Source organism: Desulfofundulus thermobenzoicus, assembly GCF_009428905.1.
In the GTDB taxonomy this organism is placed as follows: domain Bacteria; phylum Bacillota; class Desulfotomaculia; order Desulfotomaculales; family Desulfovirgulaceae; genus Desulfofundulus_A; species Desulfofundulus_A thermobenzoicus.
On the sequence record NZ_WHYR01000039.1, the window covers coordinates 12,102 to 33,607 of the forward strand.

Here is a 21,506-nt window from a genome sequence, read left to right on the forward strand (position 1 = left end):
GTATAAATATTTTAATCCAGGGGTGAATGCCGTGCATCCTGAGATGGAGCAGTTGCGGTGTGTGATTATGCGTGGCGGTACAAGTAAAGGAGTGTACATCTTAAAAAATCAACTGCCTGCAGACCCCGCTAAAAGGGACGCCGTTATCAGGGCTATTTACGGTAGTCCGGATGTGCGACAGATTGACGGGCTTGGTGGAGCAGACCCACTTACGAGCAAACTTGCTATAATCTCTCCTTCCAGCAGGGAAGATGCCGATGTGGATTACACCTTTGCTCAGGTGAGTATTGATACCGCTCTGGTCGACTATAAGGGTAATTGTGGTAATATATCTGCTGGCGTTGGTCCTTTTGCTATTGATGAAGGGCTGGTAGAGGCAGTGGAACCCGTTACCACTGTAAGAATTCATCAAACAAACACGGGTAAGATTTTGGTTGCAGAAGTTCCGGTTAAGGATGGCAGGGCAGCAGTGGAAGGTGATCTGCATATCGATGGTGTTCCCGGTACCGGGGCAAAGATAACTCTTGATTTCTCCGATACACAGGGCGCGGTAACCGGCAAGCTCCTGCCCACGGGAAATCCTAAAGATATTATGGAATTAGGTCGGCAAAAATATGAAGTGTCAATTGTTGATGCGGGTAACCCGGTAGTATTTATTAGGGCCAAAGATCTGGGCATGAAAGGCACAGAAACACCTGCAGAAATTGAAAATAATCGGCAATTGATGAAGATAATCGAGCATATTAGAGGACTGGCGGCCGAAAAGGTTGGTATGGTAGAAAGCTGGGAACTGGCCGCCTCAAAAAGCCCTTACGTCCCTTTTTTCGCCATAGTCAGTCCGCCCCAGGAGTATGTTTGTTATAACGGTTTGCAAGTAAAAGCCGGAGAAATAGATATTGTTTCCCGCTTATTATTCATGCTTCGGGTGCACAAAACATATCCGGCTACAGGGACAATTTGCACCGGCGCTGCAGCCAGAATACCGGGCAGTATTGTATGGGAGGTTTTACGGGAAGAGGCCCGGTCAAGGATTAGTATCAATATTGGGCACCCTGCGGGAATAATTCCTGTGGAATCCGTAGCCATAGTAGAGAATGGTGAAATTAGGTTAAAAAAGGCTGCCATCTACCGAACTGCCCGCAGGATCATGGAAGGATATGTTTTTGTAAGAAAGTCTGTTTTTGAGGAGGCATAGGTAATGGAAACCTATCAGATTATACCCGTAAATGTTGGTGACTTTTTAAGTATGGAAAAGTCTAATCTAACATACGGCCTGGACGCCGGGCACAAGTTTGTTGCCCCGATCATCATGTATCTGGTTAAAGGAAAGGACAAGCTGATTCTGGTGGATACCGGTGCGGGTGACGAGGAATGGGCTGCAAAGTACCACCACCCAATCAGGCAGTCCGAGAGGCAAAAACCCATTAATGCTTTAAAGGAGGTTGGAGTCGATCCCGAGGATATTGAAATAGTTGTCAATACTCATTTACACTGGGATCATTGTTTTAACAATGCATTGTTTCCCAAGGCTAAAATATATGTACAAAAAAAAGAGATGGAATATGCGATTAATCCGCTGCCCTGTCATTATGTATACTATGAATCCTACCATATTGGACTATATCCTCAATGGTTGAAAAGTCTAGATCGTATTCAGGCTGTTGAGGGTGATTTAAATCTTTTGCCTGGAATTGACCTGGTAACCATTCCCGGGCATACTCCCGGCATGCAGGGCGTCCTGGTAAATACTAATGATGGTAAATATCTTATCGCCAGTGATTGCCTGGGTATGTTCGAAAACTGGGAGGGCAATCAGATGTACCGGCATATACCCTCTGGGATTCATTACAGTTTGCCGGAGTATTATAAAACATTTGATAAGATGGAGAAAATATGTGACTTTGTTTTACCTGGTCACGACCCAAAGGTATTTTTTAAAAAAGTGTATCCGGGTTGAGATCAAATTTCTTGTGTTTTTTTGATTAGATATTCAACAGGCGAATTTGCGCTGAGTGGCATAAAGAAAAAGGAGGCGAACAATTTTGAGTACGGGAAATTTCCAATTTGCAGAAACATCAGCGTCTGGTTCTTCAGGTGCAGCGTTTAAGCAGGGAGCCATTACAGTGGATGGTGTGATCGAGAGCCTGCCTTTGACGGGAGTGCATGTTTTTATAGTAATTATTGCTGCACTGGGTTTCATGTTTGACTCTTTTGACACATATGTAGTTTCTTACGCAATGCCGTCCATCATTAAGGAATGGAATATTAGTCCGGTGATGAATGGATTGCTGAGTTCGGCCGGCATTTGGGGAATGTTTTTAGGAGCTATTTTATGGGGACCCATAACCGACCGGTTTGGACGAAAGGTTGGATTGGCAGGAACAATCCTTGGTTTCAGTTTGCTTACCGGTTTGACAGCCTTGACAACCAACGCCTATCAGTTCCTGGTTTCACGCTTTGTTACTGGCATGTTTTTAGGAGGAATGATACCCGTTGATACGGCCCTTACTTCGGAATATATTTCCACCAAATATCGGGGCCGATTTACCTCCGTTTTGACCGTTTTTTGGCCGGTAGGAATGCTGGTGGCTGCGCTGATTTCGCTGAATTTTGTTACAGTATATGGATGGCGTGTGCTGTTTGTGGTCGGTGCGCTTCCGGCGTTAATTACGGCATTGATTTTTTCGAAGATGCCGGAATCTCCGCGCTGGCTGGCAGCAATGGTAGAATGGAAAAAGCTAAAAGTGTCTTGCAATTGTTGGGCGCGCGAGAGGAGAATATACACAATCTAACCGCCTCTGTAAAAACCAGTGAGAAGGTATCGGTGCAGGTGCTGTTACAGCCGCAATATTTAAAACGGTTTATCCTGACCACCGGTTACTATTTCTTTAGTTATTTTGGTTATTACGGATTTGTTCTCTGGCTCCCGTCCATCCTGGCGACGGTTTACCATTTGAGTTTGGTGAAAACTTTTACCTATACATTATTCGTCGCCTTAGCTGCCATAGCTGGTAGAGCTGCTGCTTTCTGGACAATTGAACGGTTTGGGAGAAAACAACTTTTTTATGTGGGTTTCGGACTGGGAGGTGTGGCAGCTCTTCTGTTTGGGTTGATCAAGGACCCGAGCTTGCTGGTTTGGGGGGCATGTATTTTATCCTTCCTCTATGAACAGGGTGTTGCGGGAACTGTTGTGTACACCGCTGAGTTATATCCTTCTAAAGTTCGTGCCACTGCAACTTGCTGGTCTACGGGAGCAGGCCGGATTAGTTCCGCCGTTAGCCCGATAGTATTCGGATACTTTATGAAAATACATTTTTACTACGGAGTATTCCTGACCATGGCCATATTCTTCTGGGTAGCTGTTGCTTTGGTCTATTTCCTGGGAGTGGAGACCAGGGGTCGTTCTCTGGCCGAAATTGGTGCAGCCTGATTGCAATTTGATAAAATAGTTGGCGCAGGCCAGTGTTCTGGCTTTAGCCTCTTCGAGGAGTGTTTATAAATGTCCATCAAGATTAAAGGTCGGCCAATCAGCAAGGGATATGCTGAAGGTACTGCTTTGGTTTGTCGTGAGCCAATAGGATTTAATTTTGGTGTAAATGTCCATAATGGTATAATTACTGAATATAATCACGAGTTACAAAATAAATCCATTAAAGACAAGATTTTAATTTTCCCCCATGGTAAAGGGAGTACGGGCGGCTCTTATGTTGTTTATCAACTGGCCAGATATAAAACAGGCCCCAGGGCCATCATCAATCTAAATACCGAGGTCATTATCGCCATTGGAGCAATTATGGGTGGAATACCAGTGGTAGATAATCTTGAAGTCAATCCGTTCGATGTAATATCTGACGGTGATTATGTAAAGGTAGATGCGGTGAACGGTATTGTAGAAGTTATAAAGAGAAATGAGGTATGAGTAATGATTTTAACTGATGAAGAAAAAAGGATGTTGGAAGGAGAGTTTGGTGAGCCAGTTCAAAAGGCCATGGAGATGCTCGTGGCCATTGGTGACATATATGGTGCGGAAAGGATGATTCCCGTCAAAAGTGCTCATATCGCAGGTCTTTCCCTGAAAACCCATGGCACGGCGGGTATGGAGTGGGCTGAAGAAATGGCCAGGAACGGGGCCAAAGTAAAAGTTCCGACAACCCTCAATGTGATTGGTTTGGACCGGAGCAGGGATTTGGGTCTGCCAGTCGATTGGTGTGCAAATCAGCTTCGGATAGAACGTGCTTATGAATGTATGGGATGTTATGGTACATCATCCTGTGTTCCATATTACAGTGGGTTTATTCCCAGATTGGGTGAGCACATTTCCTGGGCCGAATCGTCAGCGGTAGTATTTACCAATTCGGTACTGGGTGCCAGGGATAACCGGGAAGGTGGTCCTTCGGCTTGGGCATCTGCCCTGACTGGCCGAACCCCTTGTTACGGCCTGCACCTGGATGAGAATCGGAAGGGAGACTTGTTATTTAAAATAGAAGTTGATTTACGGGATATTGCCGATTATGGTGCCTTGGGCAGTTACGTAGGGAGGATAGTAGGCACAAAGATTCCCGTTTTTGAAGGTATAGTCAACCCTTCCCTGGAAGAGCTCGTCTATCTGGGAGCGGCATTGGCGTCATCGGGGGCAGTGGCCATGTTCCATGTGGCGGGAGTTACCCCTGAGGCGCAAAGCGTTTCTGATGCCTTTGGTGGCAGGCCATATGACACGGTGGTTATAACCGCTAAAGAGATTGAAGAAGGAAAGGAAAAGCTAACTTCGGCCAGGGAAAGAAAAGTTGATTATGTAGCCATTGGATGCCCTCATTGTTCAATTGGACAGATCAGGGAGGTAGCTGAACTTATTGCCGGGAAAAAAGTCAATGAAAATGTAACCTTATGGGTGCATACCTCCGCGGCTATTAAAGGCCTGGCCGGCCAGTTAGGTTATATAAGAATAATCGAGGAGGCAGGAGGAGTAGTTACACAGGATCTGTGTACGGTCCTGGGTAATCCCGAAGCCCTCGGTGTAAAAACCCTGGCTACCAATTCCGCCAAGATGGCTTTTTATGCACCGGGTTCAAATGGGCTTGGTGTTTGGTATGGAAGCGTAAGGCAATGCATTGAAGCGGCAATTAATGGATACTGGGGACCCACCGTTTAAGTGGATGTACAGGCATTTCCGTCTTAACGACCGGGAGACTGGACCGTTACATCGTTCCAGTCTTTCGATCGTTAAGAAATGAGTGAAACCAGGTCTGTAATAACGTCGTTCCCCAACCTTGAATGGCTGGTGATCCTATCTAAAAATTCTGGAGAAAATTTCGTCTGACCTATTGACAACTTTTTGCTCGGGAAATAAAATCTAATCAAATTGGATCACCCAATTGCTCAATTACCAGGAGGACCTGAGCAAATGTTCAGAAAAGTGGAATATCGTCGCCTTTACGAAGATGTAATCAACCAGATAGAAACCATCATCCTGGCCGGTCAGCTGGCGCCCGGGGACAAGCTCCCCCCCGAGCGGGAACTGGCGGAGGAGATTGGCGTAAGCCGGGGAACCCTGCGGGAGGCTTTTCGCATCCTGGAGCGACAGGGAATTATCGAGACCAGGCCCGGTGGTGGGCGTTACGTGAGAAAGCTGCCGGAAGGTCTGCTGGACAAAGAGCGTATTTTATCCAGTCTGGAAACTGCCGCCATGCTGGATCTTCTGGAAGCCCGGGAAGTTTTTGAAAGTAAAATTGTAGAACTGGCCTGCGAAAGAGCCACCCCCGTCGACCTGGAAGCCATTGAACAGTCTCTGGCCATGGCGGAAGGGGAAAAAATAGACGGTTTGGAAGTGCTCAATCATGATCAGGCATTTCACCTCGCCCTGGCAGAGGCGACCCATAATATTGTTTTTGTCAATATTGTTGAGTTGAATCTGGCTTTGCTTTTTCAGATTCGTTCCAAAACTTCCGTGCTGCCGGGCAGGGCTAAAGAAATCATAGCGGAACACAGGGCTATTTTCGAAGCTGTCAAAGACCGCGACTCCCAAAAGGCCAGGGAGATGTTGCTCGTGCACTTGAACAATATTAAAGCATGTATTCAGAAAACCTGACCTTGCCGGTAAAAAGTGCAAATACATCAAAATCTCCGCCCTGGTATCATGCACCCATAACGCAAAGCAACATTTTGGGGGTGGGAAATGGTTAAATAAATTCGGCGGCATGGTTAGAAGGAGGTATGTCTTTTTATGGGCATCTAAAAAGGAGGTTTTCTTCGCATGAAAAAAGTGGGAATCTGGATTATCATCCTGATTTTTTTGCTTTCCCTCGCCGGCTTATCCGGTTGTGGTTCCGGTTCCGGTAGCAGCGGAAAGCCGGCCACCCACCTTACCTTTGCCACCGCTGGAACCGGCGGCACATTTTATCCCCTTGGGGGTGGTATGGCCAAAATCATCACCAAATACGTTCCCAATACGCAGGTAACGGCCGAGGCCACCGGTGGTTCGGTGGAAAATGCACGCCTGCTGGATAAAGGTGAAGCGGATCTGGCCTTTGTAGCCGGTGATGTTACTTATGAGGCCTATAACGGTTTGGGCGATTTTCAAAACAACAAGAAAAAGATTGCCGCCCTGTTTGCCACATACTCTGAACCGGTGCATATTGTTACTTTAGAAGACAAGCCGATCAACTCTGTTTTAGATCTTAAAGGTAAAAAAGTCGCCGTTGGATCCCCCGGCAGCGGTACAGAGGTGAAAGCCAGGGCTCTGTTAAACGCTCTGGGGATAACGTACAATGATATTGACGAACAGTTTCTGTCATTTTCTGAAGCTTCGGATGCTTTAAAAGATAACAATATTGACGCGGCCATAATGGCCGTTGGAGCCCCTGCTTCAGCGGTAATGGATCTCTCGGCGGTACGCAAGGTGAAACTAATTTCCCTCACCCCCGAGCAAATAAGCAAAGTTAAGGAAAAGTATCCCTATTTTACGGAAAGCAAAATTAAAAAGGGTGTTTATGAAAAGATCCCCAAGGAAGCAGATACTGTGGCAGTTCCTATAGTGGTGGCGGCCAGAGCCGATCTTCCCGAACAAACGGCCTATGACGTGGTCAAAGCCATATTTGAGCATTTGCCTGAGCTGGAGGCAGTGCACAATGTAGCCAGGGAAATCACCCTGCAAACCGCAGTACCGGCGGTAATACCCCTTCATCCCGGTGCGGAAAAGTATTTTAAAGAGAAGGGTTTGACCTGGAAGTAACCATTGGCCGGCCGGGTGCCGGCGGGCGCCCGGCCCCTTTTATAATTGGTTCGGGAGGTGTAAAGCTTAATGTCTACGGACGGTGGTTTAACCTCAAGGCATATCGGTAAAACAGTGGTGACCACAATAGCCGTGGCCCTTTCCCTGTTTCAATTGTATACGGCGGGGTTCGGCGTTTTAACACCGGTTCTCCAGAGGGCTACGCACATTACTTTTGTGTTCGTCCTGGTCCTTTTATTGTTCAATACCACCAAAAAGGCCCGGTTCTGGTGGCTGGACGCCATGCTGCTTATCGGCGCAGTGGCCACAGGTATTTATATGTGGTTAACTTACCAGACCCTGGTTTTTCGGGCCGGTGATCCCACCAATCTGGACATGATTATGGGTATTGCCACCATCGTGCTTATTCTGGAAGTAACCAGGCGCACCACCGGATGGCCGCTGGTGATAATTGCCGTGCTGGCCCTGGTTTACGCCCGGTTCGGCCCGTATTTTCCCGGGATATTGAGCCATAAAGCCTATTCCCTTGAGCGGATTATATCCCAGCTCTACCTGAGCATGGAGGGTATCTGGGGAGTAACCCTGGGTGTGGCTGCCACCATGGTGGCTTTGTTTGTCCTCTTCGGGGCATTCCTGGAGGCCACCGGTGGCGGCAAAATATTTATTGAACTGGCTTTTTCCATTGCCGGTAAGAGCACGGGCGGGCCGGCCAAGGTGGCGGTGGTTTCCAGCGGATTGATGGGCACCATTTCCGGAAGCCCGGTAGCCAATGTGGCCACTGTCGGTACCTTTACCATTCCCCTGATGAAACGCCTGGGATACGATCCTCACGTAGCCGGCGGCATTGAGGCCGTGGCCTCTTCGGGTGGAGCGATCATGCCGCCTGTTATGGGCGCGGGTGCCTTTGTCATGTCCGAAATGACCGGCATACCCTACAGCAGGATTTGTATTGCCGCCGCCATACCGGCTGTTCTTTATTACCTTTCCCTTTTCCTGGCCGTCCACTTTGAAGCAAAACGCAAGGGGATGAAGGGTCTTCCGGCAGCGGAGCTGCCCAATCTAAGGGCAACTTTGCAAAAAAGTTTGTTTTTGCTCATTCCCATCTTTGTTTTGTTGTACCTGCTGGTGATCGTTCAGGTTTCTCCAATGAAAGCAGCTTTCTGGAGCATTTTAGTCCTGCTTTTGACCAGCATTACCATTGGTCCGGAAAGGTTCAATTTCAGGGCTAACCTGGCATTTATTCTTAGCGCCCTGGAAAAGGGCGCCCGGGATGTCCTGACCGTCAGCGCTGCCTGCGCCGCGGCGGGCATTATTATCGGCGTTATCGCCCAGACCGGCATAGGCCTGACCTTTTCCAGCATTGTGGTGGAGGCGGCCGGTGGGCGGCTGATCCTGGCCCTGGCCCTGACCATGGTGGCCAGTATCATCCTGGGCATGGGTCTGCCGCCGACGGCGGCCTACATAGTGCTGGCGGCCATGGGAGCGCCGGCGCTGGTTCAAATGAATGTTCCCGTTTTAATTGCCCACCTGTTTATCTTTTACTTCAGTGTTTTTGCGCCGATTACACCTCCTGTGGCTCTGGCTGCCTACACCGCTGCCGGTATTGCCGAAAGCGATCCCATGCGTACCGGCGTAACCGCTTTCCGGTTGGGACTGGTAGCCTTTTTGATTCCCTACATGTTTACCTATGGACCGTCGCTGGTAGCTGTCGGTGCGGCGGGAGAGATAATCCTGACCGTGATTATGGCCTGCATCGGTGTATTTTGCCTGGCCGCCGCGGTGATCGGTTGGATGATGGAAAGTCTTTCATGGTTTGAACGTCTGATCTTTTTTGGCGCGGCCCTGTCCCTGATTGATCCGGGTTTGCTGACCGACCTGCTGGGCCTGGCCCTGCTTGGCATTGCCATGCTTTCCATATTGTTGCGCCGGCGGCGGATGCTGCAGATTGCGGAAAGAAAGGAAGTGGCCAAATGAAGAAAACCACCCGCCTGCGTCAGTTGATTAACGCGCCGGAAATATTGATCATGCCCGGGGTGTATGATTGCCTGAGCGCGCGCATTGCCGAAATGGTGGGTTTCGCAGCTATACAGGTAACCGGGTTCGGCCTTTCGGCCGCCTGCCTGGGAGCGCCCGATTACGGTTTGCTTACCATGACGGAAATGCTGGAGCAAACCCGCAGGATTGTCCGGGCTGTGGCCATACCGGTAATGGCCGACGGCGATACGGGTTTCGGCAACCCCCTGAATATACACCGGATGGTGCAGGAACTGGAGGATATGGGCGCTGCGGGTGTAAACATCGAGGACCAGGTGTTTCCCAAACGTTGCGGACATATGACCGGCAAGCAGGTGGTGCCCCTGGAAGAGGCGGTGGCCAGGATCCGGGCGGCGGTACATGCCCGCAGGGATCCGGACTTTATTATTAACGCCCGGACCGATGCCATTGCCGTCCTGGGGGTGGAAGAAGCCGTCAGGCGGGGCAATGCCTATGCCGGGGCCGGGGCCGATTTGATTTTTGTGGAAGCGCCCCGCAGTGTGGAAGAGATTGCGTATGTAGTGAAAAACATTAAAGCGCCGGTTAGTATTAACATGCTGGAGGACGGACGCACCCCCCTGATCGGTGCCGCGGAACTGGAGAAAATGGGTGTGGCGCGGGTCAGCGCACCCCTGACACCCCTTTTTGCCGCCGCCCGGGCCATGGAAGAGGCGCTGCGCATTTTAAAGGAAAAGGGCACCACCGCCTTTAACCGGGAACTGTTCACCACCTTTCCCCATTTCTCGGAAATAACGGGGTTGGAACGATACCGGGAGCTGGAGTCGGCATTGCTCACCGATCTGGAGATTAAACTGCGGTACGGCAGCAATGAAGCGTTGCTGAGGGCCAAAGAAGAAAACCGTTAAAAGGCAGTATAAGGGGCTGCTAAGGTCTGAAGAAAAAAACGTAAAAGGGAGAGGGTGTTTATGTCCACTGAAAAGGAATGGTTCACGGCAATTACCGACGTTGCTCCGAACCGCATTATTGTGCGCGGTTACCGGCTTGAGGATCTGGTCCGGTCGGTAACCTTTACCGATGCGGCGGTGCTTTTGCTTAAGGGTGAGTTGCCCGGACCCAACGAAAGGGAAATGTTTGATGCCGTTCTGGTTTCGGCCGTGGATCACGGAGCCAGCCCCCCCTCCACCCTGGCCGCCCGCACGGTGGCTTCCACCGGTGGAGCGTTAAATGCCTCCCTGGCGGCGGGGCTTCTCTCCATTAACTCCTATCACGGCGGCGCCGTGGAAAACTGCATGCGTTTTCTCCAGGAAGCAGTTTCCTCCGGAGAACATGGCGATGCGGAAGAAGCGGCGGATAAAATCGCACAAAAATACCTGGAGGCCAAAAAGCGCATCCCCGGCTATGGCCACCGCATGCACAGGGCCGACCCGCGGGTGAAGGTCTTAAAAGAAAAGGCGGAAAAACTGGGCTTTGCCGGCTCGTTCGTCCGCATGGCCCTGGCGGTGGAAACCGCCCTGTGTCGCCGGGGGAAGGAACTGCCCTTGAATGTGGACGGGATAATGGCCGCCCTGCTCTGTGAGATGGGTTACCCGCCCGAAATGGCCAATGCCGTTTTTATGTTCGCCCGCCTGCCCGGTCTGATTGCCCACAGTGTGGAGGAGCGCCTCCGGCAGCGTCCCGTGCGGCGCATATATCCCGCCGGTTTCCGTTATGACGGGCCTGCAGTCAGGGATTTGGGGTGAGCGTTTATGGTTTTTTTAAAAAACTATCTGGTCCACCCAATTGTCCAGTTGTGAGGAGGTTGCTTTATGGCCAGACTTTTTGAATATCAGGGAAAGGAACTTTTAAAAGAATGCGGCATTCCCGTACCGCGGGGACGGCTGGCCGGAACGCCGGCTGAAGCAAAAGAGGTGGCGGCTGAACTGGGCAGGCCGGTGGTGATCAAGGCCCAGGCCTGGGTAACCGGAAGGGCGGAGGCCGGAGGAATTAAATTTGCCGATTCGCCCGGGGAGGCAAAGACGTGGGCGCAGGCCATACTGGGACTTCAGCTGAAAGGATTTAGCGTGGAAAAGGTTCTGGTGGAAGAAAAGCTGGACGTAGCAGAACAATTTTATGCTGGTGTGATTGTAAGCGACCAGTACCGCTCCCCGGTGATGATGTTCAGCACCATGGGGGGTACCGGGATCGAGGAAATTGCCCGGGCGCACCCGGATAAGGTCTGGCGGCAGCCGGTGGATATTTTCACGGGCCTGCGGGAGCACGAAGCGCGCAACCTGGTGCGCAAAGCGGGGATCAGGGGCAGGTTGCAGGCCAAGCTGGTCCAGGTGCTGGTCAATCTTTACCGCCTGGCCCGGAAAGTGGAGGCCAGATCCCTGGAGATCAATCCCCTGGTCCTGGATCGCTCCGGGGAAATATACGCCGCCGACTGCCGGGTGACGGTGGATGATAATGCCGTCTTCCGCCACCCGGAACTGGGCATCGAAATCGCCCGGGAGTTTGACCGGCCGGCCACTCCCCTGGAAAAGGTAGCCTACAAGGTTGAGGAAAAGGATTACCGGGGTACTTTTTACTTCCTGCAACTGGAAACCCAGTATGAAGATGAGGGTTATATCGGTTTCCACGGCGGCGGTGGCGGTGGTTCCATGATGGCCATGGATGCACTGATGCGGGCGGGGTTGAAGCTGGCCAATTTCTGCGACACCAGCGGCAACCCGCCGGCTTCCAAGGTGTACCGGGCGGCCAGGATTATTTTATCCCAGCCCAAACTGGCCGGATATTTTCACTCCGGGTCCGGTGTGGCCAGCCAGGAGCAATATCACACAGCCCGGGGAATGGTGAAGGCCTTCCGGGAACTGAAACTGGACATCCCGGCGGTGATCCGGATCGGCGGCAATTCGGAAGAAGAAGCCATCCGCATTCTGACGGAGTATACCCGGGACCTGCCCGGCAGGGTGGAGGCCTACGGGCGGGATGTGCCCGTGGAATATTGCGTGAACAGGCTCAAAGAACTGATCGCGGAAAATAAAAGCAGAAAGGCGGTATCCTGATGGCGGATTACACCTTTGCCACCATTACCGGCCGGGTGGTTTTTGATTACGGGCGTTGCCGGCAATGCCGGGAGAAACCGTGTGTGGCTTCCTGTCCGGCCGGGATATTAAAGCTGGAAGGGGACGGACCGGTGCTGGCCATGGATGCGGGGCAGGTTAAAAAGGGCAAATGTACCGAGTGCCTGGCCTGCGAGCTGGAATGCCACTTTCGGGGAGCGGGCGGCCTGCACATAGATCTGCCCATTCCCGGCCTGGAGGCCGTAGCGGAGGTGAAACGGCATGTCCATCTTAATTGACGAACGTTCCAGGGTTGTGGTGCAGGGGATTACCGGCCGCGAGGGCATGGTGCGGACAAAGTTGATGGTGGATTACGGCACCAATGTGGTGGCGGGCGTTACTCCCGGCAAAAAAGGGGAAGCGGTTTTTGGTGTGCCGGTGTTCGATACCGTTGAAGAAGCATGGGAAGAAGCGGGTCCCCTGGATGTAAGCGTAATCTTTGTCCCGGCCCCCTTTGTCAAGGGTGCGGCCTTTGAGGCCATTGACGCCGGGGTGAAGCTGCTGGTCATTGTTCCGGACAGGGTGCCCTTATATGACGTCCTGGAAATAGATGCCCTGGCCCGCCGGAAAAAGGTGCGCTTTGTCGGCCCCAACACGCTGGGTATGATCAGCCCGGGGAAGGCCGTGGTGGGCATGATCGGGGGTAAGGCCGCCACGGCCAGGGAATGGTTCCGTCCCGGACCCGTGGGGGTCATTTCCCGCAGCGGCGGCATTACTTCGGCCATTTCCTACTACCTGACCAGGGCCGGGGTGGGCCTGAGCACGGTGATTCACGTGGGGGGGGATCCCATAATCGGATTGCCCTTCCCCGAGTTGCTTAAGGAGTTCGAGCAAGATCCGGAAACGAAGGCGGTGGTTATGTTTGGTGAAATCGGCACCTCCCAGGAGGAAACGGCCGCCGAATTGATTAAGGCAGGTGAATTTACCAAACCCCTGGTGGCCTTCATCGGCGGCGCGGCGGCCAAAAGCGGCACCCGCTTTTCCCACGCCGGCGCCATTATCGAAGGAGGAAGGGGAACCCACCGGGGCAAGGTGGAAAGCCTGCGTTCGGCGGGCGCCATTGTGGTGGACACCTTTGATGATCTTTTTACCGTTACGCCGGAGATCGTGGGGAAAATTTAAGGAGGTCGCCCATGATTACGGAAAAGGTTGCCCGGTTTGCGAGCAAGACGAGCTATCAGGACCTGCCGGACCAGGTGGTGGACAAGGTCAAGATGTGCCTTCTGGACTGGCTGGGCTGCGTGCTGGCGGCGGTGGACGAACCGGTGGCCGTAATTACCCGTAAGCTGGTCCATGAATGGGGAGGCAGCGGTCAGTCCCGGGTGGCCGGCCTGTCCGAAAAGATACCGGCCCCCCACGCCGCCCTGGTGCACGGGGTGATGGCGCACACCATAGAATTTGACGACATCTACAAGGACGCCCTTTACCACCCGGGTGCCCCCGTGATTGCGGCGGCCTTTGCCGTGGCCGATTATCTGGGTGCGCCCGGCCGCGAACTGGTGCGGGCCATCGCATTGGGATACGAGATCTCCAACCGCCTGGGGGCCGCCGTAAATCCCTCCCATTACCGTTTCTGGCACACCACCGGCACGGTGGGTACCTTTGGAGCGGCGGTGGCGGCGGGGGTTCTCTTAAATCTCGGTTTCTCCCAAATGGTAGAGTGCCTGGGTCTGGCCGGCACCCAGGCCGCGGGACTGTGGCAGGCCGGCGGCACCATGGGGAAACCCCTGCACGCCGGCAAGGCGGCCATGAACGGGGTGCTGGCCGCCCTGCTGGTCAGGGAGGGATATGGCGGGCCGCAGCAGATCATCGAAGGTGAAAAGGGCTTTGCGGCGGCCACGGCCGGTTCCTTTAATTCCACATTGTTTGATGATATGGGAAAGGAATACACCATCATGGACGTTACCCACAAGTATTACCCTTCCTGCGGTCATACCCATGCCGCCATAGATGCCGCACTGGGCATAGTGAACGCTCACAGGGTGAGGCCGGAGGAAATAAAGCAAATCAAAGTGGAAACTTACCGCGCCGCCCTGGAGGTGGCCGGCAATCCTTCGCCGTCCACTCCCTACGAGGCCAAGTTCAGCCTTCCCTATTGTATTGCGGCCGCCGTCGTTTACGGCGAGCCCACCCTGGCCGATTTTACGGAAAGCAAGCTGGCGGAACCGGAAATACGGCGGCTCATGGATAACACTTTCCTGTCGGTTGATGAGGAAATACAGGCCGCTTTTCCCGGCAAACGGGGCGCCCGGGTGGTGATCGGCACGGACAGGGGGGCATTCAGCCACTTTGTTTCCTGCCGCCGGGGGGACCCGGAAAACCAGCTGACCTGGTCGGAAATTAAACACAAGTTTCATGCCCTGGCCGGCCCCTGCTTAAAACCGGAAAACACGGCCACCGTTATGGGCCTGGTTTTGGAAATCGATCGCTTTTCCGATGTATCCCGGCTGGCCGGGCAAATTTTTGGCCTGGAAAGGTGAATGAACATGTCCAAGGTAAATGTTTATATCATGGGCAAGCGTTATGAAATTCCGGAAGGGTATACCATCATGCGGGCCTTTGAATATGCCGGCTACCGGTTGATCCGCGGTTGTGGCTGCCGGGCGGGGGCCTGCGGCGCCTGCGCCGTGGTTTACCGGACGGCTGGGGATTACCGTTTGAAGTCGGGCCTGGCCTGCCAGACTCCCGTGGAAGAGGGTATGAGCCTGACCCAGGTTCCCTTTTTCCCCGCCCAAAAGGCCGTTTATGACCTCAACCGTCCGGCCGACCCCGTGGCGGAATTCTACCGTCTCTATCCAGAGCTGGCCCGCTGCCTGGGCTGTAACGTCTGCAGCAAAATATGTCCCCAGGGGCTGGACGTGATGTATTATATTGCGGCGGCCCAGCGGCAGGACCTGGCCCTGGCCACGGAACTTTCCTTCGATTGCCTCATGTGCGGTCTTTGTGCCGCCCGCTGTCCGGCGGAAATTGCCCAGTTCAACGTGGCCATGTATGCCCGGCGGGTGTACGGAAAAGAGCTGGCCCGAAAGTACAGTTATGCCCGGAAGCGTGCCGATGAAATCCGCCGGGGTGTTTATAACGACGAAGTACGCAGGCTGAGGGACATGGACCGGCAGTCGCTGCAGGAACTGTATGACCGGCGTGACATTGTGCGGGTCAAGTATTAGCCGGAGGAAGGGGAAGGAGCATGTCCGTAAAAGGCTATCCCGATGAGTTAAGATATTCCATCGACCGGGTTAATAATTCCAGGCGGGCGCGCCTGGGCACGGAGTTTCCCCGCCTGACGCCGCAGGAAAAAACGAACCTGCTGGCCGCCTTTCACCCCGATTACCGGGTGGAAAGCAAAAGGGAATTGAGGGTCGGGCCCAACCGGGGGGAACGGGTGCCCCGGGAGCTGGCCGATCTGCTGGAGGGGAAAAGCTGGATTGACCCGGAGCGGTTCCACCCCGACCGGGTCGATTATGAAACCGATGTTCTGGTGATCGGGGGCGGCGGCGCCGGTTGTACCGCTTCTTTGCTGGCCTGCGAGCAGGGGGCCCGGGTAGTGCTGGCCACCAAGCTGCGTTTGGGGGATTCCAACACCATCATGGCCGAAGGGGGTATAGCGGCGGCCACGGAGCGGGAAGATTCCCCCATGCTCCATTACCTGGACACCGTGGGGGGAGGCCGTTACGAAAACGTTCCGGAACTGGTGGAGGCTCTGGTGCTGGACGCTCCCCTGGTGGTGGAATGGCTGGAAGATTTAGGCGTGGTTTTTGACCGGCGGCCGGACGGCTCCATCCTTACCCACGCTCCCGGCGGCCACTGCCGCCGCCGTTCCCATTCCTGCAAGGATCTGACCGGTCTGGAGATCATGCGGGTGTTGCGGGATGAAGTACGCAACAAGAATATTGAAGTTATGGAATTCTGTGCGGTGGTGGAGCTGCTTCTGGATGAAAACGGGAACTGCTCCGGCGCGGTGCTCTATAATTTTGACAATCAGGAGTACCTGGTGGTGCGGGCGGGGGCGGTCATCCTGACCACCGGCGGCATGGGGAGGCTGCATATCAATGGGTTCCCCACCTCAAACCATTACGGGGCCACGGCCGACGGCCTGGTTGTGTCCTACCGGGCGGGTGCCCCCCTGCTCTACGTGGATGCGGTCCAGTATCACCCCACCGGGGTGGTCTGGCCGGATCAGATGCTGGGGTATTTGATTACCGAGGCTTTGCGTGCCCACGGCGCCCACCTGGTTAATGCCCGGGGCGAGCGTTTCATCAACGAACTGGAAACCAGGGATGCCGTGGCTTCGGCCATTATCCGGGAATGCCGGGAAGGGCGCGGGGTGCGTACTCCCACCGGAACGGAAGGGGTCTGGCTGGATACACCCATGATCGATATCACCGGCGGGCAGGGGAAAATGATGCACCAGTTTACGGGCATATGCAAGCGTTTTGCAAGATATGACATCGATGTGTCCGTGGACCCCATACTGGTTTATCCCACCCAGCACTATCAGAACGGCGGCGTGAAACATGATGCCCGGGGTAGAACCGCCGTTCCCGGCCTTTTCGTGGCCGGCGAGGTGGGGGGCGGGGTGCATGGCCGCAACCGCCTGGGGGCCAACTCCCTGGTGGACATATTTGTTTTCGGCCGGCGGGCCGGCGCGGCGGCGGCCGTATACGCCCGGGAAGTGCGGCCCGGAAGGTTGACCCTGGACCATGTGCGCCGCTTTCACCGGGAATTAAGGGAGGCCGGTATTGACAGGCCGGTTACATCCCCGCTGCTTATTCCGGACTACCTGGACGCCGGGCACAAAGCGCGGCAATATGATGGAGGGGGCGCAATAGGATGAAGATCAGGACGCCTGTAGCGGCGCAAACGGTGCACCGGCTGAGGGTGGGGGATCCGATTGCCATTTCCGGGCCCATTTACACCGGCCGGGACGCCGTACTGCCCAGGCTGTGCCGGGCCATTGAAAGCGGTGAACTTTCCAGGCTGGGGCTGCAGCTGGAAGGAGCTGTCATTTTTCATACCGCCGTCAGCCCGGCCGGCATAGGGCCCACCACCAGCAACAAGGTGGAAATCGAGGGGAGTATGCCGGTGCTGTCCCGGGCCGGGGTGAAAATTCACCTGGGCAAGGGGGCCTTAAACGCGGAAACGGTAAAAGTCCTGCAGGAAACCGGGGCCATTTTTGCCGTCACCCCGCCGGTTACGGCCCTGTTCATGAACAACCTGCGCGCCTGCCGGGTGGCGGCATTTGCCGAAGAAGGCATGGAGGCCCTCCACGAACTGGTGGTGGAGGACCTGCCGGCCATCGTGGCCATAGCCCATGGGGAGTCCATATTTTAAAAGGAGGGCGGCTATGTTAACAGGCGAGCAAATTCGCAGTGCTGCCCGGGATGCCCTCATTCAGGCCAGCACCACCTTCCGGCCCGACCAGGTGGCGGCCTACCGGCAGGCTCTGGAACGGGAAACCAGTGCCCGGGGCAGGTGGGTGCTGGAGCAAATTTTGCAAAATGCCGCCGTGGCCCGGGAGAAAAAATACCCCCTTTGTGACGATACCGGTATCCCCCACGTTATTCTGGAGATCGGCGAACGGGTGCGTGTCAATGGGAAGGCCTTCCGGGCCGTTGCCGAAGGGATCGCAGAGGGCTTGAGGACTCTGCCGGGCCGTCCCATGGCCGTCCGGGGGGATGGTTTGGAGCGCCTGGGGCAAACCCTGGGGATGTACGACGACCCGGGGATGCTGGAGGCAGCCCCGGTGACCGTATATTCCATTCCCGGGAATACCCTGAAAATCACGGTGCTGATGCTCGGCGGCGGGCCGGAGATACGGGGCAGGACCATGCGCGTTTTCCACCGCCACCGTGGGGAAAACGTCATCCGGGAAGCGGGGCGGTGGGCGGCGGAAGCGGCTGCGGCCCTGGGGTGTACTCCCTGCGTGCCCATTATCGGCATCGGCCGAACCCAGTATGAGGCCGCGGCTTTGCAACTGGCGGCTGCTTTAGAGGGCGATTTTACCCGGCAAAATCCCTGGGAAGAGGAAATAACCCGGATGGTCAATGAAACGGGTGTGGGGCCCCTGGGCCTGGGAAAGACGGTTACGGCCCTGGGCGCCTTCGTAAAAATTGGTCCGGCCCGGGCCAGCGGTGTCCGGATCGTCAGCCTGCGGCTGGGCTGTTGTTTTGACCCGCGGCGGGCGACCGTTGTGCTTAAGGATGAAGGTGAAATAAATGGAGAAGCTTACGTGTGATGTTCTGGTGGTGGGCGGAGGCCTGGCGGGCCTGATGGCGGCCATTGAGGCCAGGATGTATGTGGAAAAGGTGGCCCTGGCCAGCAATGCGCCGGTGGGTCGCGGGGGGAACACCATGGTTTCGGGGGCCGGATTCGCCGCCTACCTGGGTGAGGAGATGCCCGAAGATAGCCGGCAACAGTTTTTGCAGGATACATGGAACGGCGGGAGGCAAATTGGGGATTTACGCCTGATCGAAACCCTGGTGGATAAGGCCGGCCCGGCTTTGCTGCAGATGGAAGCCGGAAATGGCGTTAAACTGCAGCGCGTGGAGGGGAAGGTTGTGCGGCGCCGGCCCCCCGGCCATACCTTCGCCCGCCAGGTGTCCACCGTTTTCTCCGGTTACCCGTATAAAACCAGGGGCCTGTCCATTACCCTGCCGCTGGCCCGCTCCGCCCTGAACCTGGGAATCCTTGGTCTGGATCATTGCCCGGCCATGGAACTGGCGGTGCATGACGGCCGGGTTTGCGGGGCCTATTTGCTGGACGGGCGGGGAAAAAGGCTTATCGGGGTAAATGCCGGGGCGGTTGTTTTAGCCGCCGGCGGCGGGGGGAGATTATTCGCCCACACCAATAACACCAGGGACGTTGGCGGCGAGGCCTTTGCCCTGGCCCTTAAAGCAGGGGCGGAACTGCGGGATATGGAATTCGTTCAGTTTTACCCCACCATGGGTGTTAAACCGGTCAAGGTGACCATTTCCAACTCCCTTTTCGGACACGGTGCCGTTTTACGCAACGGTTCCGGTGAGCGGTTTATGGAACGGTACGATCCACGGGGAGATATGGCCACCAGGGATATGATGTCCAGGGCCATTTTCCAGGAAGTGGAGCAGGGGAAGGGCATCCATGGGGGTGTATACCTGGACTGCACAGGGATCGGTGAGGACATCCTCCTGAACGTTTACCGTGATCTAACCCTTTTTCTGCGTAAGCACGGCTGCGATCCGGCGCGTGACTGGCTTGTGGTCTATCCCTCCACCCATTTTTTCTGCGGCGGGGTAAAAATAGACGCCAGGGGATATACCGGTGTTCCCGGTCTTTTTGCGGCGGGGGAAGCGGCGGGCGGGTTGCATGGTGCCAACCGCCTGGCCGGCAATGCTTTAAGCGAAGCCCTGGTTTTCGGCCGTTGTGCCGGTGAAGCGGCGGGAAAATACGCCGCCGGGTTAAAGGGCGTTTTGCCGCCACTGCCGGAACCGCCCCTTTTCTCGTTTCGAAGGGAAGGAAGCGTGTCACTGGAAGAGGTGGTCTCCACCCTCCGGAAAACCTTATGGGAGAATGCCGCCCTGGTCCGGGACCGGCAGTCCCTGGAAAAGGCCCGGGACACCATTGCGGTCTGCGAAAGTGCCCTGGAAACCTGCCGGGTTTCGGACGAGCTTGAGATGGGATACATATACCGGGCAAAAAACATGTGCCTGGTCGGCCGGGCGGTGGTGGAAGCAGCCCTTTTGCGGGAGGAAAGCCGGGGCAACCATTACCGGAAAGATTTCCCCCGGGAAAACGAGGCTTACCGGGGCAGCTTTTTGATCAGGCTGGTCGGCCGGGAGCTGGTGCTTGAATTCAGAACCAGATAAGGTGTTATTATCCAACACCACCTGATATAAACCCAATATCGGGTGGTGTTTTTGTGGACTCTTGTATTAGAATATTCTAAAAGTTCTAAAAGATTGACCGTGCGCTTTTTACCGTCAAAATGTGATAGAGAAGACAGGCCCGTTTCGAGACTTTTTTCAGAACATTAGAACTTTATTTCACATAACCAAAAATATTTGTCGTCTACTTGACATAAAATGTGGCTGGATTTATAATGACACCAGGTACTGACGTCATGACGTCATAATGATATATTCAGGTATTTGGTGCCTTTATTTTTCCCAAAATATGTGCTTGACATCACATTCCTTAATGATAGGCCGTCCTAACAAATTTGCCAACTGAAAATCTAGGCAGGTAAAGGAGGTATGCCAGGGCTGATGTGTGTGTAGCCAAGGCATGGTAAAAGGAGGATTGCTAGAATTTGTCAGTATAATTTTAAGGGAGGGGTAGCCATGGCTGAGATTTCCGTTAGACAAGAAGAAGTAAATCTGTTATCACGATTGGACCGGATTCCAATAACGAGGTCTATTATAGGAATTATGTTACTCCTGGCTTTCGTATGGATCATCGAAGCTTTTGATATTGGCGTTGTAGGGCAAGTTGTACTTGTATTGAAGAAAATATGGAATTTAAGTCCCGGCGATGTCGGACTATTGGGTACGTCATCGACGATAGGGGTTGTTATTGGAGTCTATTTTGCCGGTCGGTTAATTGATAAATTTGGCCGCAAAAAAGTATTAATGTGGGGTGTAGCCTGGTTTACTTTTTTTACCTTGATAGGTGCATTGTTCCCTAATTTATATTGGGTGGTAGCTACAAGATTTATCGCAGGTCTGGGCGAAGGAGCGGTATTTCCACTTCCATATCTGATGATCTCAGAATTTGTTGGGGCTAAGCGGCGAGGAGCGTTAGCTAGTTCTGCAAATGCCATCCTGTGTGCGGCGTATGTGTTGCCTAGTCTTGTAGGTGCTTGGGCACTGGCAGCATTTCCGTTGGAAATTGCCTGGCGTGTTCCCTTTATAGCTGGTGGCATCCCAATTTTCGTCGTGTTTGCCATAGCCAAATGGCTCCCGGAATCCCCGCGCTGGCTTCTAGAACAAGGCCGCGCACAAGAAGTTCATGAACTGGTTGTCGATTCTCAAAATAAACCGGAAAAAATTGTCACATTAAATTAGGTCGGCCAGCCACGAAAACCAAAGAAATTATCACTTTAAAAAGGTAAACCCAAATACAATTCTCAAATAACGTTGGCAAACAAAAAGCCGGGCTGCCTCATTTTTCAGGCACCCCGACCAATTGTTCCAGTTAAAGCAGCC

20 protein-coding genes and 1 pseudogene are annotated in these 21,506 nt (G+C 54.0%); all 21 read left to right on the forward strand.

The window, feature by feature from the left end:
* The first annotated feature begins 31 nt into the window (after positions 1-31).
* The 21 genes and pseudogenes from GFC01_RS13000 (at position 32) to GFC01_RS13100 (ending at position 21,365) form a co-directional block, all read left to right on the forward strand.
* Positions 32-1,195, forward strand: coding sequence for a 2-methylaconitate cis-trans isomerase PrpF family protein (locus GFC01_RS13000; RefSeq protein ID WP_341473973.1), 1,164 nt, complete (start codon positions 32-34; stop codon positions 1,193-1,195).
* 3 nt (positions 1,196-1,198) lie between these two features.
* Positions 1,199-1,957 carry an N-acyl homoserine lactonase family protein gene (locus GFC01_RS13005; RefSeq protein ID WP_152947577.1) on the forward strand — a complete coding sequence of 253 codons (759 nt, stop codon included), beginning with the start codon at positions 1,199-1,201 and terminating at the stop codon, positions 1,955-1,957.
* 85 nt (positions 1,958-2,042) lie between these two features.
* Entirely contained in the window at positions 2,043-2,792 is a 750-nt protein-coding gene (locus GFC01_RS19775) for an MFS transporter (RefSeq protein WP_152947579.1), read from the forward strand.
* Positions 2,729-3,430 carry an MFS transporter gene (locus GFC01_RS19780; protein WP_194174947.1) on the forward strand — a complete coding sequence of 234 codons (702 nt, stop codon included), beginning with the start codon at positions 2,729-2,731 and terminating at the stop codon, positions 3,428-3,430. Before GFC01_RS19775 ends, GFC01_RS19780 begins: the two co-directional genes overlap by 64 nt.
* Before the next feature lie 69 nt (positions 3,431-3,499).
* Positions 3,500-3,919 carry an aconitase X swivel domain-containing protein gene (locus tag GFC01_RS13020; RefSeq protein ID WP_152947582.1) on the forward strand — a complete coding sequence of 140 codons (420 nt, stop codon included), beginning with the start codon at positions 3,500-3,502 and terminating at the stop codon, positions 3,917-3,919.
* A gap of 3 nt (positions 3,920-3,922) precedes the next feature.
* Positions 3,923-5,149, forward strand: coding sequence for an aconitase X (locus tag GFC01_RS13025; RefSeq protein WP_152947583.1), 1,227 nt, complete (start codon positions 3,923-3,925; stop codon positions 5,147-5,149).
* Between the two features lie 252 nt (positions 5,150-5,401).
* On the forward strand, positions 5,402-6,085 hold the full coding sequence (locus GFC01_RS13030) for a FadR/GntR family transcriptional regulator (RefSeq protein WP_152947584.1): 684 nt from the start codon (positions 5,402-5,404) through the stop codon (positions 6,083-6,085).
* Between the two features lie 165 nt (positions 6,086-6,250).
* Positions 6,251-7,228 (forward strand): TAXI family TRAP transporter solute-binding subunit, encoded by a 978-nt coding sequence (locus GFC01_RS13035; protein WP_152947586.1) that lies wholly within the window; start codon positions 6,251-6,253, stop codon positions 7,226-7,228.
* Between the two features lie 69 nt (positions 7,229-7,297).
* The gene (locus tag GFC01_RS13040) at positions 7,298-9,202 is read left to right on the forward strand and encodes a TRAP transporter permease (RefSeq protein ID WP_152947588.1); all 1,905 of its coding nucleotides are present in this window, start codon (positions 7,298-7,300) and stop codon (positions 9,200-9,202) included.
* Positions 9,199-10,128, forward strand: coding sequence for an isocitrate lyase/PEP mutase family protein (locus tag GFC01_RS13045; RefSeq protein ID WP_152947590.1), 930 nt, complete (start codon positions 9,199-9,201; stop codon positions 10,126-10,128). Before GFC01_RS13040 ends, GFC01_RS13045 begins: the two co-directional genes overlap by 4 nt.
* 51 nt (positions 10,129-10,179) lie before the next feature.
* Positions 10,180-10,962, forward strand: a pseudogene (locus GFC01_RS13050) (citryl-CoA lyase); the annotation flags it as partial.
* A 66-nt stretch (positions 10,963-11,028) separates the two neighbouring features.
* On the forward strand, positions 11,029-12,267 hold the full coding sequence (locus GFC01_RS13055) for an ATP-grasp domain-containing protein (RefSeq protein WP_152947594.1): 1,239 nt from the start codon (positions 11,029-11,031) through the stop codon (positions 12,265-12,267).
* Positions 12,267-12,563 (forward strand): 4Fe-4S dicluster domain-containing protein, encoded by a 297-nt coding sequence (locus GFC01_RS13060; protein WP_152947596.1) that lies wholly within the window; start codon positions 12,267-12,269, stop codon positions 12,561-12,563. Before GFC01_RS13055 ends, GFC01_RS13060 begins: the two co-directional genes overlap by 1 nt.
* Positions 12,547-13,446 carry a succinate--CoA ligase subunit alpha gene (locus tag GFC01_RS13065; RefSeq protein WP_152947598.1) on the forward strand — a complete coding sequence of 300 codons (900 nt, stop codon included), beginning with the start codon at positions 12,547-12,549 and terminating at the stop codon, positions 13,444-13,446. Before GFC01_RS13060 ends, GFC01_RS13065 begins: the two co-directional genes overlap by 17 nt.
* A gap of 11 nt (positions 13,447-13,457) precedes the next feature.
* A complete protein-coding gene (locus GFC01_RS13070) occupies positions 13,458-14,804 on the forward strand; it encodes an MmgE/PrpD family protein (protein ID WP_152947600.1) in 1,347 nt (448 codons plus the stop codon).
* A 6-nt stretch (positions 14,805-14,810) separates the two neighbouring features.
* Complete coding sequence (locus tag GFC01_RS13075; protein ID WP_152947602.1) at positions 14,811-15,491, forward strand: 2Fe-2S iron-sulfur cluster-binding protein; 681 nt, start codon at positions 14,811-14,813, stop codon at positions 15,489-15,491.
* Between the two features lie 20 nt (positions 15,492-15,511).
* Positions 15,512-17,158: an FAD-binding protein gene (locus GFC01_RS13080; RefSeq protein WP_152947603.1), complete on the forward strand. Its 1,647-nt coding sequence runs from the start codon at positions 15,512-15,514 to the stop codon at positions 17,156-17,158.
* A complete protein-coding gene (locus GFC01_RS13085; RefSeq protein ID WP_152947605.1) occupies positions 17,155-17,655 on the forward strand; it encodes a fumarate hydratase C-terminal domain-containing protein in 501 nt (166 codons plus the stop codon). Before GFC01_RS13080 ends, GFC01_RS13085 begins: the two co-directional genes overlap by 4 nt.
* A 13-nt stretch (positions 17,656-17,668) precedes the next feature.
* Entirely contained in the window at positions 17,669-18,559 is an 891-nt protein-coding gene (locus GFC01_RS13090; RefSeq protein WP_152947607.1) for a fumarate hydratase, read from the forward strand.
* Positions 18,540-20,168, forward strand: a complete 1,629-nt coding sequence (locus tag GFC01_RS19785) for an L-aspartate oxidase (RefSeq protein WP_152947608.1) — start codon at positions 18,540-18,542, stop codon at positions 20,166-20,168. The genes GFC01_RS13090 and GFC01_RS19785 overlap by 20 nt, the downstream gene beginning before the upstream one ends.
* A 474-nt stretch (positions 20,169-20,642) precedes the next feature.
* Positions 20,643-21,365: an MFS transporter gene (locus GFC01_RS13100; protein ID WP_152947610.1), complete on the forward strand. Its 723-nt coding sequence runs from the start codon at positions 20,643-20,645 to the stop codon at positions 21,363-21,365.
* The last annotated feature ends 141 nt before the right edge of the window (positions 21,366-21,506 follow it).